Origin of the sequence: Dactylosporangium sp. NBC_01737, assembly GCF_035963215.1 — a bacterium.
Lineage (GTDB): Bacteria > Actinomycetota > Actinomycetes > Mycobacteriales > Micromonosporaceae > Dactylosporangium.
This window is the reverse complement of record NZ_CP109153.1, coordinates 5,650,235-5,664,924: the sequence shown is the minus strand read 5'-3', so window position 1 is coordinate 5,664,924 and position 14,690 is coordinate 5,650,235. Positions and strand designations below refer to the sequence as shown.

Below are 14,690 nucleotides of genomic sequence, written 5' to 3'. Positions count from 1 at the left end.
ATCAGCGGTGCCACTTCTGGTTGCTGGCGCCGTTGCACGTCCAGATGTGCAGCTTCGAGCCGTTGGCGGTGGCCACGTTCTGCACGTCGACGCACTTGTTGGCCTGGATGTTCACCAGGTCGCCCGCCCCGCTGAGGGTGAACTTCTGGGCGCCGGTGCCGTTGCAGGTCCACAGTTGCACGACCGCGCCGTCAGCGGTGGAGCCGCCGGACACGTCCATGCACTTGCCGAGCGCCCGCACCGAGCCGTCACTGTTGAACGTCCACTGCTGCGCCCCGGTGCCGTTGCAGTCCCAGATCTGCAGCCGGTTGCCGTCGGCCGCGTTGGAGCTGGGCACGTCGATGCACCGGTTGCTGCCGTTGCCGATGATCGGTCCGGCGCTGCCGCCACCACCGCCGCTGGTGTACGCGTACACCCGCACGTAGTCGACCGTCAGCGTCTGCGGGAACTGCGTGGTGCCGTCGGGGTAGCCCGGCCAGTAGCCGCCGACCGCGAGGTTCAGCAGCATGAAGAACGGGTGGTCGAACACCCACCGGTCACCGCCGAGGTCGGCGGGGGTCCGGGTCTGGTACAGGTTGCCGTCGACGTACCAGCGGATGACGTTGGGCTCCCACTCGACCGCGAACGTGTGGAACGCGTCGGCGAACGGCGCGCCGATCGTGTAGCCCGCGCCGATGCCCTCGGCGCCGGAGTAGCCCGGCCCGTGGATGGTGCCGTGCACCTGGTTGGGCTCACGGCCGATGTTCTCCATGATGTCGATCTCGCCGCTGTTCGGCCACGGGTTGCTGCCGATGTCGGCGCCGAGCATCCAGAACGCCGGCCAGATGCCCTGCCCCCGCGGGATCTTCATGCGCGACTCGAAGCGCCCGTACGCCTGGGTGAACCGGTCCGCGGTGAGCAGCCGGGCCGAGGTGTACTGGCACGTGCCGTAGTGACACTGGTAGTTGGCCGGGTTCTCCCGGCGGGCGGTGATCACGAGCTGGCCGGCGCCGTTGAGCGCCGCGTTGCTCGTGCTGGTCGTGTAGTACTGCTGCTCGTTGTTGCCCCAGCCACCCCCGCCGACGTCGTACTTCCACTTGCTGCCGTTGGGTGCGCTGCCGGCCGCGCCGTCGAACTCGTCGGACCAGGTGAGTCCTCCGATGGCGGCCTCGGCCGCGGTGTTTCCCGCGTCCCGCACCGCGACGGCGGTGAGGAACGTCAGCACAGTCGCACCCAGCATGAGCATGGTGCGAGCCTTGACATGGAGTTGCATTGGGCGACCTCCCGAGGACATGGCGGTGTCCGTCCGGTTACCGTAAGCAATCTTCACAGATTGACTTTTGTCGAACCTACAAAGTCGCAACTCACCCCGTCAAGAGAGCGCTCTCAGTGGGCTGTTTCTTCCGCGGCGGCCTTCGGCCGGAAGAGCAGTGGGGGATTCTCACCCCACACCCCCAATGCTCCCGCTGGTCGCACGCCCTGCGCCCTGAAGGGCGCGGCCGACTCACACGCATGCGCGTGGCGATCGAAAGACCGGTGGTCGAGGTTCGCGGCACACCAGGTCTGTCGTCCAATTCGCCTGCCCTTCGCGCGAGACGCGGAGGCAGGCCCGTCCGAAGGACGCTGCGCCGGGGTGCCTGAAGCTCGCGCTCAGTGGTGGAGGGCTTGGCGGACGTGGTGGCGGCGGGCGCGGACGGCGAGGTCGAGGACGGAGCCGAGCACGATCAGGGCGACGAACCCCTTGGCCGTCTGGTCGGTCTGGGTCGCGGTGAAGACCGGACCGGCGCCGAGGACCCAGGTGAGTGCCGCGCAGGTGATCAGGCCGTGCACCGTGTCGGTGTGGTGGATCAGTGGCAGCCAGCGGCCGTGCCACACCAGGACCGCCTGGACGACCAGGCCGGTGAGCATCAGCGTGAGCAGCACCGGGCCGCGGACCCGCAGGAAGTCCTCGTCGTAGGCGAACGCCTCCCGCAGCGCGGGCGCGGCGCGCTCCCCGGCGAGCGAGGAGATCACCCTCGCGGGGTCGAGCAGCACGAGGGTGCCGAGGACGAAGAAGGCGAGTCCGGCCGCCCGGCCGGGCCGGTTGATCCGGTCGGTGGGCGTCGGCCGCGGCCGCCAACCGGCGTCCGGCCGGCGCCGGCGGGCCCACGCGGCGACGGCGAAGCCCGCCAGGAGCAGGCCGAGCCAGGCGAAGACGACGGGGAGCGCCTGCTGCACGGCCCGCTCCAGGTCGCGCTGCGGTGCGGCGCGCTCGATGAGCTCCTGCAGCACGGCGCCGAACAGGACCAGCCCGGCGCCGCCCGCGGCGAGGGTGAGGAACCGGCGGGTGTCGGCCGGGTCGACGAGGGTCACCGGCGAGCCGTAGCGCGCCGCCACCTCCGCCGGTCGCCCGAACCCGGCCAGGATCTCCCGGGCCGTCTCCGCGCGGTCATTGCCGGCGGCCGCGGCGCCGACCTCCTCGCTCAGCAGCATCCGCAGCTCCAGGGCCACGTCGCGGCGCTGCGCGCGGGGCAGGAGCCCGACCACGTCGGCCACGTAGCTGTCGATCAGTTCGTCGGCGGTCATCACCGTTCACCTTCCAGCAGGAGGTCCATCGCCGTGTTGAGCCCCCGCCACGTGGCGGTCAGGCTCTCGAAGAGCTTCGCGCCGTCGGCACTGAGCTCGTAGTAGCGCCGGGGCGGGCCGTCCGCGGTGCGCCACTCGCTGCGCAGCACGCCCTGCGCCTCCAGACGGCGCAGCAGTGGATAGAGCGTGCCCTCCTCGATCGGCAGCCCCCGGTCGACCAGGGACTGCCGCAGCTCATAGCCGTAGCGCAGCGTCCGCAGCTGCGACAGCACCGCGAGGACCACGACCCCGCGGCGCAGCTCCTGCTCGAGCTTGTCGCCACCACTTACCATGCGCTGCACAGTACCATGCGCCACACAGCAATGGTGGATGGCGGCGGCCGGCCTTACGGCGATTGGCAGCAGCCACGGGCGTCGTCGCGTGCGTGGGCCGGTGCGAGGCGGTCGAAGGGCGGCGCGGATCCGCTCCCGCGCCTCCGCCGGCGGCGCCGGGACCAGTGCCGACGTGCACATGCCTTCGATCCGGACCGGGTGCGGGCACGCGGGCCTGCCGGCGGCGTTGCGCCGCAACGCCGCCGGCAGCCGGTTCGAGCTGACCGCGTGAGCGCCCTAGATGCGGAACCTGCCGACGGCCAGCTGCAGGTCGGAGGCGAGCCCGTTGAGCTCGGCCACCGTCGCGTCGACCTCGCTCAGCGTGGACGTCGTGGTGTCCGCGGCGTCGGCGACCCCGGCGATGTTCCCGGCGATGTTCGCCGCGCCGTGGGCGGCGTCGCCGACGCTGCGGCTCATCTCGCTCGTCGTCGCCGTCTGCTCCTCGACGGCCGAGGCGATGGTCAGCTGGTAGTCGTTGATCCGCGCGATGATCCGGCTGATCTCGCCGATCGCGCCGACCGCGTTGGCGGTGTCGGACTGGATCGCCTCGACCCGGCGGGAGATGTCCTCGGTCGCCCGCGCGGTCTCCTGCGCGAGGTCCTTCACCTCGCTCGCCACGACCGCGAAACCCTTGCCCGCCGCACCTGCGCGGGCCGCCTCGATCGTGGCGTTGAGCGCCAGGAGGTTGGTCTGCTCGGCGATCGAGGTGATCACCTTGACGACGTTGCCGATCTCCGCGGAGGAGTCGCCGAGCTTCGACACCGTGCGGTTCGTCGACTCGGCCACGCCGACCGCCTCCGAGGCCACCCGCGCGGCGTCGTTGGCGTTCTGCGCGATCTCCCTGATGGACGCGCCCATCTCCTCGGAGCCGGCCGCGACCGTCTGCACGTTGTGCGACACGGTACCGGCGTCGCCCGCCACCACGTTCGCCCGTGAGGCCGCCGCCTTGGCGCTGTCCGCGATGCGGGTCGTGACGCTGGTCAGCCGGCCGGTGCTCGCGCCGAGGGTGTTCGCCGCGGCGGCGAGCGTCTGCACGGTGCGCCCGACGCTCTCGTTGGCGCGGTTCATCGCGGCCGCCATCGATCCGAGCTCGTCGCGGGCGTACACCTCGGCGCGCAGGGTCAGGTCACCGTCGGCGACGCCGCGCAGCGTGTCGGAGACCGAGCGCAGCTGCTGGTTCATCCGCCGCGCGATCGCGAGGGCCAGCAGCAGCGCCAGGCCCAGCCCGGCCACGAGCGAGCCGATCGTCCAGTTCCGCGCGGTCGCGTAGTCGTCGGCGGCCGACTTCGCCATCGCCGCGGACTCCGTGACCTCCCGCTGCTGCAGCTTGCCCAGCGCGGCGTTCATCTGCGCCTCGAGGTTCTGCCACAGGGTATTGGTGGCCGCCGGGTCGGTCGGGACCGTGGTGCCGGCCGCGGGCGGCTTCTGGAACACGACGACGTCGCGCAGGTTGCTGTAGTCGGTCCACGCCTTCGCGAAGTCGTTCAGCGCGGCCTCGCGCGCGGCGGAGCCGGCCAGCCGGGTCCGGTACTGCGCGATCGCGTCCTCGATCATCCCGTCGCCGCTGTCGATCGCCTGCAGGGCCCGCGGGGCGAGCGTCTTGTCGTAGGACGACCACGCGAACAGCGACTGGCCCCGGTAGTTCTCGCTGACACCCTGCCGGATCACCACCAGCTGCTCGACGCTCTCCAGGTGCCGGGACTTGAGCTGCCCGAGCCGGTCGTTGAGCTGCGACATGTTCGTGATCGACAGGATGCCGACGCCGATCGCGACCAGCGCGACGAGCGCGACGCCGATGAGGTTCTTCGCCCCGACGGACCGGTCGGCGATCCAGCCGACCAGCGCACCGCGACGGACCGTCACCTGGATGGGGGCAGTGCTTGCGCTCATGTGCCGTCCTTGCCACGGGAAACCGGAAAACGGGGCCGATCGGAGCATCGACCCGACCGGCGGGACGTTGAGGATTTCCGGCCGGTCACCTGGGTACAGCCAGCCGGGTGTCCGACGACCTGCGGCTGCTCACCCGCTACGAGCCCGTGATCCGGTACACGGCAGGCGAGCTGTTCCTGCCCACACCCGTCGACGGGTTCCTGCGGGCCGCGTCCCTGTGGCGCGGCGGGCGCAGCGGGTGTCTGGTGCCGCCGGGCGAGCTGGACCCGGACCGGCTCGCCGAGCACGGGCGCCGGCTGCGGGGCGAGCCGCTGTATCTGCGGTTCGTGGAGCAGCCGCTGCGCGGGGCCGCGTACCGCCGCTGGCGCCGGGAGGTGGGTTCCGGCACGTTCCGGGCGGGTGACCGGCTCGCCGCCGTCGGCCTGGCGGCCCGGCTCGTCGACGCGGCGCTGCGGATGTCGCTGCTGGTGCGCGGCACGGTGCCCGGCGGCACCCGCGCCGCCGCGCAGGTGCGTCACGCCGCGCGCCCGTCGCCGGAGGTCCGCCCCTACTACGGCCGGGTCTCCCGCGACGGCGGCTACCTGGTCATGCAGTACTGGTTCTTCTACGCCATGAACGACTGGCGCTCCACGTTCGGCGGCGTCAACGACCACGAGGCGGACTGGGAGCAGGTGACGGTCTTCGTCGCGGAGCCCGGCGGACCACCCGCGTGGGTGGTGTTCTCCTCGCACGACAAGCTGGGCCCCGAGCTGCGCCGCCGCTGGGACGACCCGGAGCTCGAACGCGTCGGCGAGCATCCCGTCGTCTACGCCGGCGGCGGCTCGCACGCGGGCGCGTACCAGCCCGGCGACTACGTCACGACCGTCAGCTGGCCGTGGCTGGAGACCGCCGGCGCCTGGTGGCGGGCGGCGCGGCGGCTGGTCGCCCCGCGCTCGGCGGCGCCGGCCGGGCCGGGCTTCGGCCTGCCGTTCCTGGACTACCACCGCGGCGACGGCCCGGGCATCGGCGCCGGCGAGCGGGACGCGTGGACGCCGGTCCTGATCGACGACGACACACCCTGGGTCCGCGACTACCGGGGGCTGTGGGGCCTGGACACCGAGGACCGCTTCGGCGGCGAACGGGCGCCGGCCGGTCCCCGGTACGAGCGGGACGGGACGGTGCGGGCCTCCTGGGGGTACCCGGTCACCTGGGCCGGGCTGGACGCCGAGGGACCGGACCCCGGCGGCGCCGCCGCAGCCCGCCTGCGCGAGGTCACGGCGCTCATCGCGCGGCACCGCGGCCTGGTCCGCCGGCGGCGGGCCGCGGCCAGGGCCGCCGGCCGCCCCGCGGACCTGCGCGCCGACCCGGACCTGGAGCGGCTGCAGGCCGAGCGGGTGGCGCTGGCCGACGGCGACCCGCCACCGCCCCCGCCGGCGCACCCGGTCCACCGCCTGGCGGCGCAGCCCGCCGCCAGGCGGCGCCGGTTCCTGGTGCTGTGGTCGGCGGCGTCGGCGTCGGTGGTGCTCGGTGGCGCCGCGCTGATCGTGCTCAACCCGCCGCTCGGGGTGTTCTGGTCCGTCGTCGCGCTGCTGGCCATGCTCGTCGCGGTGGAGGCCGCGGCCCGCTCCCGGCTGCTGCGCCTGCTGCGCCGCGGGGTCATGACCGCGGTGGTCCTGGTCGCCGGCTGGGCCCTGGTCGAGACCGCCGTGCAGCACTGGCGGGTTGCCGTCGCGGCGCTGCTGGCCACCGGCGCGGTCGCCCTGTGGGTCGCCAACCTCCGCGCCTGGCTCGCCCGCCGCTGACCGCGACCCTCAGCCTCCCGGCCGGCCCGCGGGACCCGCCGCTGACCGCGCCCCTCAGCCTCCCGGCCGGCCCGCGGTCACCGCGGGACGGGTCCCGGCCTGGTCCAGGGCGGCGTCCACGACCAGGGACTCGATGCCACGCAGGCAGGCCTCCAGCATCCGCGGGGACACCGCGGCCGTGTCGACCCGCCAGGTGAGGTCGACCGCGTCGCCGGCGGCGTCCACGTGCAGGAAGCAGGTCGCATCCCACTCGTCGGAGCTCGGCCCCCAGCGCAGCGCGGTATGCGGCAGCGCGGCGGTGATCCGCTCGGGTGCGGGCACGTCGAGGGCCGGCGCCTGCGCGGCGGAGCGGCGGCGGTCGTTGAAGTAGCAGCCCGTGTCGAGCTCCACGCCCCGTTCGGCGCCGACCCGCTCGACCAGGGCCCACAGGTCGCGGGGGTGGTAGTAGGCGTACATGCCGGCGGTGAGCTGGCTCTTGAAGGTCCGCGCGACCGCCTCGTCGAACGTGCAGCCGCCGGTGTCGATGACAGCGAGCCCGGCCTGCGCCAGGTTGCTGACCGACTCGGCGAACCCGGGCCGGAAGCGGTTGCTCACGACGATCCGGAACGCGCCGACCGGCTGGCCCGACAGGCGGCCGAGCATCACGGCGTACGCGGCGAGCAGGATCGTGCCGGTGTGCACCTTGGTGCGCCCGGCCACCGCGGCGAGCGCGAGGTGCGTCGCGGGTGAGGTGAGGGTCGCCTCGCACCATCGCTGCGGCCGCGGGGTGAGCGGCGCCGGGAAGCGGCGGGGTTCGATCGCGCGCAGGTGCCGCTCCCAGTACCGCAGGGACGCGGTGTGCTGCCGCAGCGCGGAGGGCTCCTGCTGGGCGGCGGCCAGGTCGAGGGGTTGGATGCCGCCGACCGGGGCGAGGTGGCGGCCGGTGACCGGCTCCAGGTTGGCGAGGTCGGCGATGAGCGCCTCGAAGCCGTAGCCGTCGATGACCATGTGGCAGTACAGGGCGACGAACCACAGGGCCCGGTCCGGGTCGGCGGGGTCGGCGACCACCGCCATCCGCACCGGCCAGTCGGTGTACGGGTCCCACGGTTGCGCCTCGTAGCGGGCGCGGATCGTGGCGGCGAGGCGTTCGGGGTCGCCGTCGTCGTCGTAGACCTCGAGCGTGATCGCGCCGGACGCGGCGAGGACCTGCTTCGGCGGCCCGTCGCCGGCGGCGAGCAGGCGGGTCCGCAGCGACTGGTGCCGGCTCATGATGAACCCGAGCGTGGCGACCACGTCCCGGACGGTGGTGCCGTCGGCGAGGGGCATTGTGCCGCCGGCCCATTCGGTCGCCTCGACGACCTGCATCGACCGCCACGCGGCGAACTGTCCCCAGGTCAGCTCCCCGACCCCGCTGCCTTCCCCTTCGAAGGGAACCGCGATGCGCATTGTCACAGGGATTTCCAGTTCCTTCGTCGAATCGGGCCAGAAAGCTGCGCCGGCCGCGTTTCCGCACGACACCGGCGCAGCATCGAAGTTTCTGCGTCTCTTAGAGCGAGCGGACCGCCTTCATGGTCATTCCCCCCTCTCACATGGTTGCCCGTCGATCCGCGGGCACGGATGCGGGACGGCCGGCAATGCCCGGGAGCCTAGCGTTTGCCGAGACAGGCGTGGAAGGGCGGACGGGATGGTCCGCCATCAATTGCACTCAATGTCCAGATAAATCGCACCCGGAAGTGGTCCGGTCGAGGGTGCCGGCAAGGGAGGGGTGAATGGGATTCATGCATTGAATCCAATGCATGGCAGGCGTTAACCGTCGTCAATTTGGTCCGGTCCGGAAATTTCCTCACCACGGTGCGAAAAGGGACATGCCTACGCGGGTGGGGCGAGAAAGCGCTTCATCATGTCGACGAACACGGCGAACCGGGTGGCCATGTCGAGGTCCGGGTCGAGCAGCCACTGGATCTGCAGCCCGTCCATGACCGCCAGGACCAGTGCGGCGAGGGTGGCGGCATCGGCGTCGGCGCGGAACTCGCCGCTGTCCTGGCCGCGCTGGATGGCCCGGGTCGTGCGGTACCGCAGGGTCTCGTACCGGTCGGCGAAGAAGGCGCGGGCGGGATGGTCGGCGGCCACGCTCTCCCCGACGAGGACCGTGAACATCTGCACCAGCTCAGGGGTGGTGCCGTTGTGCTCGACCAGCTCGCGCAGCGCGTCGAGTGCCGCGCCGCCGCCGTCGCTCCAGGAGCTCTCGTTGAGCCGGCGGGTGCCCTCCCGGTCGCGCTGCTCCAGGACCGCCATCAGCAGGTGCTCCTTGACTCGCATCCTCACACCGAGACGTGGGCGGCCTCGTGCTGCCCGGAAGTGGATTCACCGATGCATCGAGAACCCGTCAACCTGACCCGGCGCCGGCTGCTCAGCCGGTCGGCCGCGGCGGCCGCGGTGCTCACCGCCGCGGGCGTGCCGATCCTGGCCACCGGCACCCCGGCCCTCGCCCACAACGACGACAAGGGCGGCAACGGCGGCAAGGGCGGCCGGCTCAAGGTCGAACCGCTGGTGCCCGCGAAGAACCGCGGGATCATCCTGTACAGCGTCCGGGACCGCATCAGCGCGGCGCCGGACGACAGCGGCGTGCCGTACGGCTTCGAGCGGGTCCTGGCCCGGCTGGCGGAGATCGGCTACAAGGAGATCGAGTTCGCCGGGTACAACCAGAGCACCGCGATCCTCGGCCGGCAGATCACCCCGGCGGAGATCCGCAAGATCCTCGACGACAACGGGCTGGTCGCCAACGGCACCCACACGCAGATCAACGCGGCCACCTTCCAGCAGCAGCTGGACATCGCCCAGACCCTCGGCATGAAGAACATCGGCACCGGCAACGACCCCAGCAACAGCAACTACACCTCGGACTGGGACGCCGCCGCCGACCTCTGGAACGACCTCGGCCGGCAGGCCCAGGCCCGCGGCATGCGGCTGTACACCCACGACCACGACGCCGCCTACAGCTTCCTGCTCGACAGCGGACCCCTCGACGCCGCCGGCAAGCCCACCCGCTCGTCCGGGCGGCGCCGCCTGGAGTACTTCTTCGACAGGACCGACCCCAGGTACGTGTTCTTCGAGCTCGACATCTACTGGGCGTACGTGGCCCGGTACAAGCACCAGAAGTACGTCGACCGCTCCGGGCGGGAGCAGACCGACCTCTTCGACCTGATCCTCACCGTGGCCGAGCGCACGAAACGCTTCCCGCTCTTCCACGCCAAGGACGGCAACAAGAACACCACGCTGCCCAACGGCTACGAGATGACCCCGCTCGGCGAGGGCGACATCAACTTCCAGCAGTTCTTCCAGACCATCGGCGAGCAGGACTTCCACCACGCCAACTGGGAGCAGGACACCGCGCCCGGCGGTGCCGCGCTGCCCGCGCAGTCCCTGGACTTCGCCAACCTGAGCTACGCCAACCTCTCCGAGCTGACCATCTACAAGCAGCGCTGAGCGTCCCGCCGGCGCCGCCGTCCACCCTGCCTCGGCGCCGGGAAGCACCGGGCGGCCCGTGTCGGCGCCGGGCCGCCCACCCCACACCTGATCCACCCCTCCCGCAGGCTCGCGCCCCCCGACGCGCCACCTGTCGATGGCGCATGCCTGCCCGGCACCGGAGAAGCCCATGACCCAGTCGTCACGACCTCGCTGGCCCGCCGTCCTCGCCGCCGCCGTCCTCCTCGCCCAGGGAGCCCTGCAGTCCCCGGCGGCCGCCGCCCCGCCGATCGAACCCGCCGACACCCTCATCGCGCAGGAGAACGGCCCGGCCGCGCTGCGCTCCGACGCCCGCCGCCCCGGCAGCTACAAGGTGCTCGTCTTCACCAAGACCGCCGGCGTGCGCCGTCCGTCCATTCAGGACGGTGTCAACACCATCCAGCAACTCGCCCGCGGCAACGGTTTCACCGTGACCGTGACCCAGGACGCCCGCGCGTTCACCGCCGCGAACCTGGCCCGCTACCGCGCGGTCGTCTTCCTCAACACCACCGGCGACGTCCTCGACGCGGCGCAGCAGACCGCGTTCGAGGGCTACATGACCGCCGGCGGCGGCTACGTCGGCGTTCACGCCGCCGCCGAGACCGAACCCGACTGGCCCTTCTACCAGACCCTGGTCGGCGCCAAGGTCGCCGCCGCGTCCCCGGTCGGTCCGGGGCGGATCAGCGTCGCGGACCGGGCCCACCCGTCGACCGAGACGATGCCCAGGAACCTGACGCTGACGGAGGAGTGGTACGACTTCACCGCCAACGTGCGCGGCACGTCGCACGTGCTCGCCACGCTCGACGAGCCGGACTTCACCGACCACCCCATCGCGTGGTGCGGTGACTTCCAGGGCGGCCGGTCCTGGTACACCGGCCTCGGACACTCCGGCAGCTCCTACCGCAGCCAGAGCGTCCAGCGGCACCTGCTCGGCGGCATCGCCTGGGCCGCCGGCGTGGTCGAGGGCGACTGCGGCGCGACCGTCATCGGCAACTACGAGAAGGTCACCCTCAACGACGAACCCGGCGAGCCGATGTCCCTCGCCGTCCTGCCCGACGGGCGGGTCCTGCACAACACCCGCGGCGGCGAGGTCCGCCTCTACGACCCGGCGTCCGGCGCCAGCCCCGTCATCACCACCATCCCGGTGTACCAGCACGACGAGGACGGCCTGCAGACCCTCACGATCGACCGCGACTTCGCCACGAACAAGTGGGTCTACCTGTACTACGCCCCGCCGCTGAACACCCCCGTCGACGACCCGGCCACCCCCGGCGTCAACGAGGGCGACGCGCCCACCACCAGCACCGACCCGACCGTGTGGGACAAGTTCAAGGGCTACAACCAGCTGTCCCGGGTCAAGTTCGTCGACGGGCCGGCCCCGCGGCTGGACATGAGCACCGAACAGCAGATCCTGCGCGTCGACGTGGACCGCGGCATCTGCTGCCACGTCGCCGGCAAGGTGAAGTTCGACGGCCAGGGCCTGCTGTACCTGGTCACCGGCGACGACACGAACGCGGGCGGCTCCGACAACTACACCCCCATCAACGAGTCGCCGACCCAGGGGCCCGGCTACGACGCGCAGCGCTCCGCCGGCAACACCAACGACCTGCGCGGCAAGCTGCTGCGTATCAAGGTCAAGGCCGGCGGGACGTACACCATCCCGAACGGCAACCTCTTCGACGAACGCGACGACAGGGACGGGCTGACCCGGCCGGAGATCTTCCTGATGGGGCTGCGCAACCCGTTCCGGTTCGACGTCGACGCCCGCGGCACCGTCTACGTCGGCGACTACTCCCCCGACTCCCGCGTCTCCAACCCGGCCCGCGGCCCCGAGGGCGCCGGCCGCTGGTTCGCCACCGACAAGCCCGGCAACTACGGCTGGCCGTACTGCTTCTCCCCCGACCTGCCCTACATCGACTTCGACTTCGTCACCCGCACCTCCGGGCAGGCGTTCAACTGCGCCGCACCGGTGAACAACTCACCGCGCAACACCGGCCGCGCCACGCTGCCCCGCGTCGCCCAGCCCGACTTCTGGTACACCTACGAGGCCCGTACCCCGTGCCCCGGCGCATACCTGCAGACGCCGCCGACGACGTGCGACTTCAAGTGGCCCGTCATCGGCGTCGGCGGCGTCGGCCCGCACGGCGGCCCGATCTACAACTACGACAAGCGCCTGGACTCCCAGACGAAGTTCCCCGAGTACTACGACAACGCCGTCGTCTTCGGCGAGTTCACCCGCGACAAGCTGTTCATGATGCGCACCGACGGCCGCGGCAACCTCGTCGGCGTCGAGCAGTTCCTGCCCGGCCTCATCGCCGACAACCCGATGGAGCTGCAGTTCGGCCCCGAGGGCAACCTGTACATGCTGGAGTACGGCGACGGCTTCTTCCGCGCCAACCCCGACGCGCAGCTGTCCGTCATCCGGTACGTCAAGGGCACCCGCTCACCGATCGCCTCCCTCACCGCGACACCGACGTCGGGGCAGGCACCGCTGACCGTGCAGTTCGACGCCAGCGGCTCACGGGACCCGGACCCGGGCGAGTCCATCTCGTTCGCCTGGGACTTCACCAGCGACGGCACCGTCGACTCGGCCGACCCTTCGCCGTCCTACACGTACACCACCAACGGCGTCTCCACGGCGAAGCTCACCGTGACCGACTCCAGCGGCAAGACGGCCGTGCTCACCCGCACCATCACCGTCGGCAACACCGCGCCGGCCGTGACCGTCGTGGCACCGGTCGCGGGCTCGTTCTTCAACTGGGGTGACGCCGTGCCGTTCACGGTGACCGTCACCGACCCCGAGGACGGACCCGTCGACTGTTCGCGGGTGACGGTAAGTTTCGTGCTCGGCCACGACAGTCACGGCCACGGCGACGCGTCCACGACCGGCTGCACGGGCGTGCTGCCGACCCCCGCGGACGGCGCCGACCACGCCGGCGGCTACCTGTACGGCGGGATCAGCGCCAGCTACACCGACCTCGGCGCCAACGGTCAGCCGGCGCTGACCACGGTCGGGCAGGCCATCATCCAGGTGCCCCGCCAGCAGGCCGAGAACGCCCAGTTCAAGCAGGGCGTCGAGGCCACCGTCACCGGCGACACCGGCGGCGGGCAGCACCTCACCGGCATCGACCCCGGCGACCACGTCGGGTTCGACCCGATCAGCCTCGGCGGCATCGGCACCGTCACGCTGCGGCACTCGGGTGGCTCGGCGGCCACCGCCGGCACCGCCCGCGCCACGGTCGAGCTGCGGCTCGACTCGCCGACCGGCCCGGTCGTGGCGACCGCCACGCTGAACGCCACCACCGGCAACAACGCCTGGACCAGCACCGCGGTCCCGGTCAGCCAGCCGGCCGGGCCGCACCGGCTGTACCTGGCGTTCGCCGCGGTCCCGGGTGGACCCACGACGGGTCTGGTCAACCTCAACTGGGTCGAGTTCGGCCCCTGACCGCCCGCGCCCACGGCGGCGTCGCGCTCCTGTCCACGGGAGCGCGGCGCCGCCGCCGTCGCATACTGTCGTGACCGTGGCCCGGACATCGTTGGCCGGCCACGGCGGCAGGCACGGCGACGGGCAGGGTGGCATGGCGACGATCGGTGACGTGGCACGGCAGGCGGGGGTGTCCCCGAGCACCGTCTCCTATGTCCTGAGCGGCAAACGGACGATCTCGGAGGAGACCCGCCAGCGGGTGCTCGCCGCGGTCGAGGTCCTCGGCTACCACCCGCACGCCGGCGCCCGCGCACTGGCCAGCAACCGGTCCAACGTCATCGCGCTCATCATGCCGCTGTACACCGGGCTGTACGTGCCGGTGCTGATGCAGTTCGTCATCTCGGTGGTGACCGCGGCGCGTCGCTTCGACCACGACGTGCTGCTGCTGACCCAGGACGAGGGCGAGCAGGGCCTGGAGCGGGTCGCCGCCAGCTCCCTGGCCGACGCGCTCATCGTGATGGACGTCGAGCTGCACGACCGGCGGCTGCCCCGCCTGCGCAGCCTCGGCCGGCCGTCGGTGCTCATCGGCTTCCCCGCCGACGCGAGCGGGCTGACCTGCATCGACCTGGACTTCGCGGCGGCCGGCGCGGCCTGCGTCGACCATCTCGCGGACCTCGGCCACACGTGCGTCGCGCTGGTCGGCTCACCCCCGCAGGTGTACGAGCGGGAGCTCGGCTTCGCCAGCCGCACCGCCGCCGGGTTCGACGAGGCGCTGCGCCGGCGGGGGCTGCGGGGCACGACCGTGCCGTGCGAGCCGACCCCGGACGCGGTCCTGGCGATGGCGACGGGCCTGCTGCGCGACCACCCGGACCTCACCGGTGTGGTCGTGCACAACGAGCCGACGGTGCCGCCGCTGCTGGACGCGTTCGCCGCGCTGGGCCTGCGGGTGCCGCGGGACGTGTCGGTGGTGGCGATCTGCCCCGATGAGGTCGCCGAGCGCGGCAAGCCGCGGCTCACGTCGGTGAGCATCCCGGCGGAGGAGGTCGGGCGGCGCGCGGTCGACCTGCTCATGGCGAAGCTCGACGGCCGGGCGGTGCCGGAAGCGACGCTGCTGCCGCCGGCGCTGACGGTGCGCGACAGCGCCGCCGCGGCCCGGAACACCCGATCCGGCCCGCGGCGGCGCTGACTCACACCCGG

General features: G+C 72.2%; 10 protein-coding genes. 4 read left to right on the top strand and 6 right to left on the bottom strand.

What is annotated here, in order from left to right:
• Position 1: 1 nt before the first annotated feature.
• The 4 genes from OHA72_RS25555 to OHA72_RS25540 form a co-directional block, all read right to left on the bottom strand.
• Positions 2–1,252 (bottom strand): family 16 glycosylhydrolase, encoded by a 1,251-nt coding sequence (locus tag OHA72_RS25555; protein WP_327010322.1) that lies wholly within the window; start codon positions 1,250–1,252, stop codon positions 2–4.
• 377 nt (positions 1,253–1,629) lie between these two features.
• Positions 1,630–2,544, bottom strand: coding sequence for a hypothetical protein (locus OHA72_RS25550; protein WP_327010321.1), 915 nt, complete (start codon positions 2,542–2,544; stop codon positions 1,630–1,632).
• Complete coding sequence (locus tag OHA72_RS25545) at positions 2,544–2,876, bottom strand: PadR family transcriptional regulator (protein ID WP_327010320.1); 333 nt, start codon at positions 2,874–2,876, stop codon at positions 2,544–2,546. Before OHA72_RS25545 ends, OHA72_RS25550 begins: the two co-directional genes overlap by 1 nt.
• 276 nt (positions 2,877–3,152) lie before the next feature.
• On the bottom strand, positions 3,153–4,805 hold the full coding sequence (locus OHA72_RS25540) for a methyl-accepting chemotaxis protein (protein WP_327010319.1): 1,653 nt from the start codon (positions 4,803–4,805) through the stop codon (positions 3,153–3,155).
• Between the two features lie 107 nt (positions 4,806–4,912).
• Here OHA72_RS25540 and OHA72_RS25535 point away from each other — a divergent pair, with 107 nt between their 5' ends.
• A complete protein-coding gene (locus tag OHA72_RS25535; protein ID WP_327010318.1) occupies positions 4,913–6,586 on the top strand; it encodes a hypothetical protein in 1,674 nt (557 codons plus the stop codon).
• Positions 6,587–6,640: 54 nt separating this feature from the next.
• On the opposite strand, the gene OHA72_RS25530 is transcribed toward OHA72_RS25535, so the two are convergent.
• Positions 6,641–8,011 carry a condensation domain-containing protein gene (locus tag OHA72_RS25530; protein ID WP_327010317.1) on the bottom strand — a complete coding sequence of 457 codons (1,371 nt, stop codon included), beginning with the start codon at positions 8,009–8,011 and terminating at the stop codon, positions 6,641–6,643.
• A 423-nt stretch (positions 8,012–8,434) separates the two neighbouring features.
• Positions 8,435–8,884, bottom strand: a complete 450-nt coding sequence (locus tag OHA72_RS25525; RefSeq protein WP_327010316.1) for a TetR family transcriptional regulator C-terminal domain-containing protein — start codon at positions 8,882–8,884, stop codon at positions 8,435–8,437.
• Between the two features lie 51 nt (positions 8,885–8,935).
• On the opposite strand from OHA72_RS25525, the gene OHA72_RS25520 reads away from it, so the two are divergent.
• The 3 genes from OHA72_RS25520 (at position 8,936) to OHA72_RS25510 (ending at position 14,679) form a co-directional block, all read left to right on the top strand.
• Complete coding sequence (locus OHA72_RS25520; protein WP_327010315.1) at positions 8,936–10,051, top strand: sugar phosphate isomerase/epimerase family protein; 1,116 nt, start codon at positions 8,936–8,938, stop codon at positions 10,049–10,051.
• Positions 10,052–10,220: 169 nt separating this feature from the next.
• The gene (locus OHA72_RS25515; RefSeq protein WP_327010314.1) at positions 10,221–13,514 is read left to right on the top strand and encodes a ThuA domain-containing protein; all 3,294 of its coding nucleotides are present in this window, start codon (positions 10,221–10,223) and stop codon (positions 13,512–13,514) included.
• Positions 13,515–13,590: 76 nt separating this feature from the next.
• On the top strand, positions 13,591–14,679 hold the full coding sequence (locus OHA72_RS25510; RefSeq protein WP_327010313.1) for a LacI family DNA-binding transcriptional regulator: 1,089 nt from the start codon (positions 13,591–13,593) through the stop codon (positions 14,677–14,679).
• The last annotated feature ends 11 nt before the right edge of the window (positions 14,680–14,690 follow it).

Coding starts and splice junctions, on each gene's coding strand:
- OHA72_RS25555 (WP_327010322.1), bottom strand. CDS start 1,252: ATGCAACTCCATGTCAAGGCTCGCACCATGCTCATGCTGGGTGCGACT.
- OHA72_RS25550 (WP_327010321.1), bottom strand. CDS start 2,544: ATGACCGCCGACGAACTGATCGACAGCTACGTGGCCGACGTGGTCGGG.
- OHA72_RS25545 (WP_327010320.1), bottom strand. CDS start 2,876: ATGGTAAGTGGTGGCGACAAGCTCGAGCAGGAGCTGCGCCGCGGGGTC.
- OHA72_RS25540 (WP_327010319.1), bottom strand. CDS start 4,805: ATGAGCGCAAGCACTGCCCCCATCCAGGTGACGGTCCGTCGCGGTGCG.
- OHA72_RS25530 (WP_327010317.1), bottom strand. CDS start 8,011: ATGCGCATCGCGGTTCCCTTCGAAGGGGAAGGCAGCGGGGTCGGGGAG.
- OHA72_RS25525 (WP_327010316.1), bottom strand. CDS start 8,884: ATGCGAGTCAAGGAGCACCTGCTGATGGCGGTCCTGGAGCAGCGCGAC.
- OHA72_RS25520 (WP_327010315.1), top strand. CDS start 8,936: ATGCATCGAGAACCCGTCAACCTGACCCGGCGCCGGCTGCTCAGCCGG.
- OHA72_RS25515 (WP_327010314.1), top strand. CDS start 10,221: ATGACCCAGTCGTCACGACCTCGCTGGCCCGCCGTCCTCGCCGCCGCC.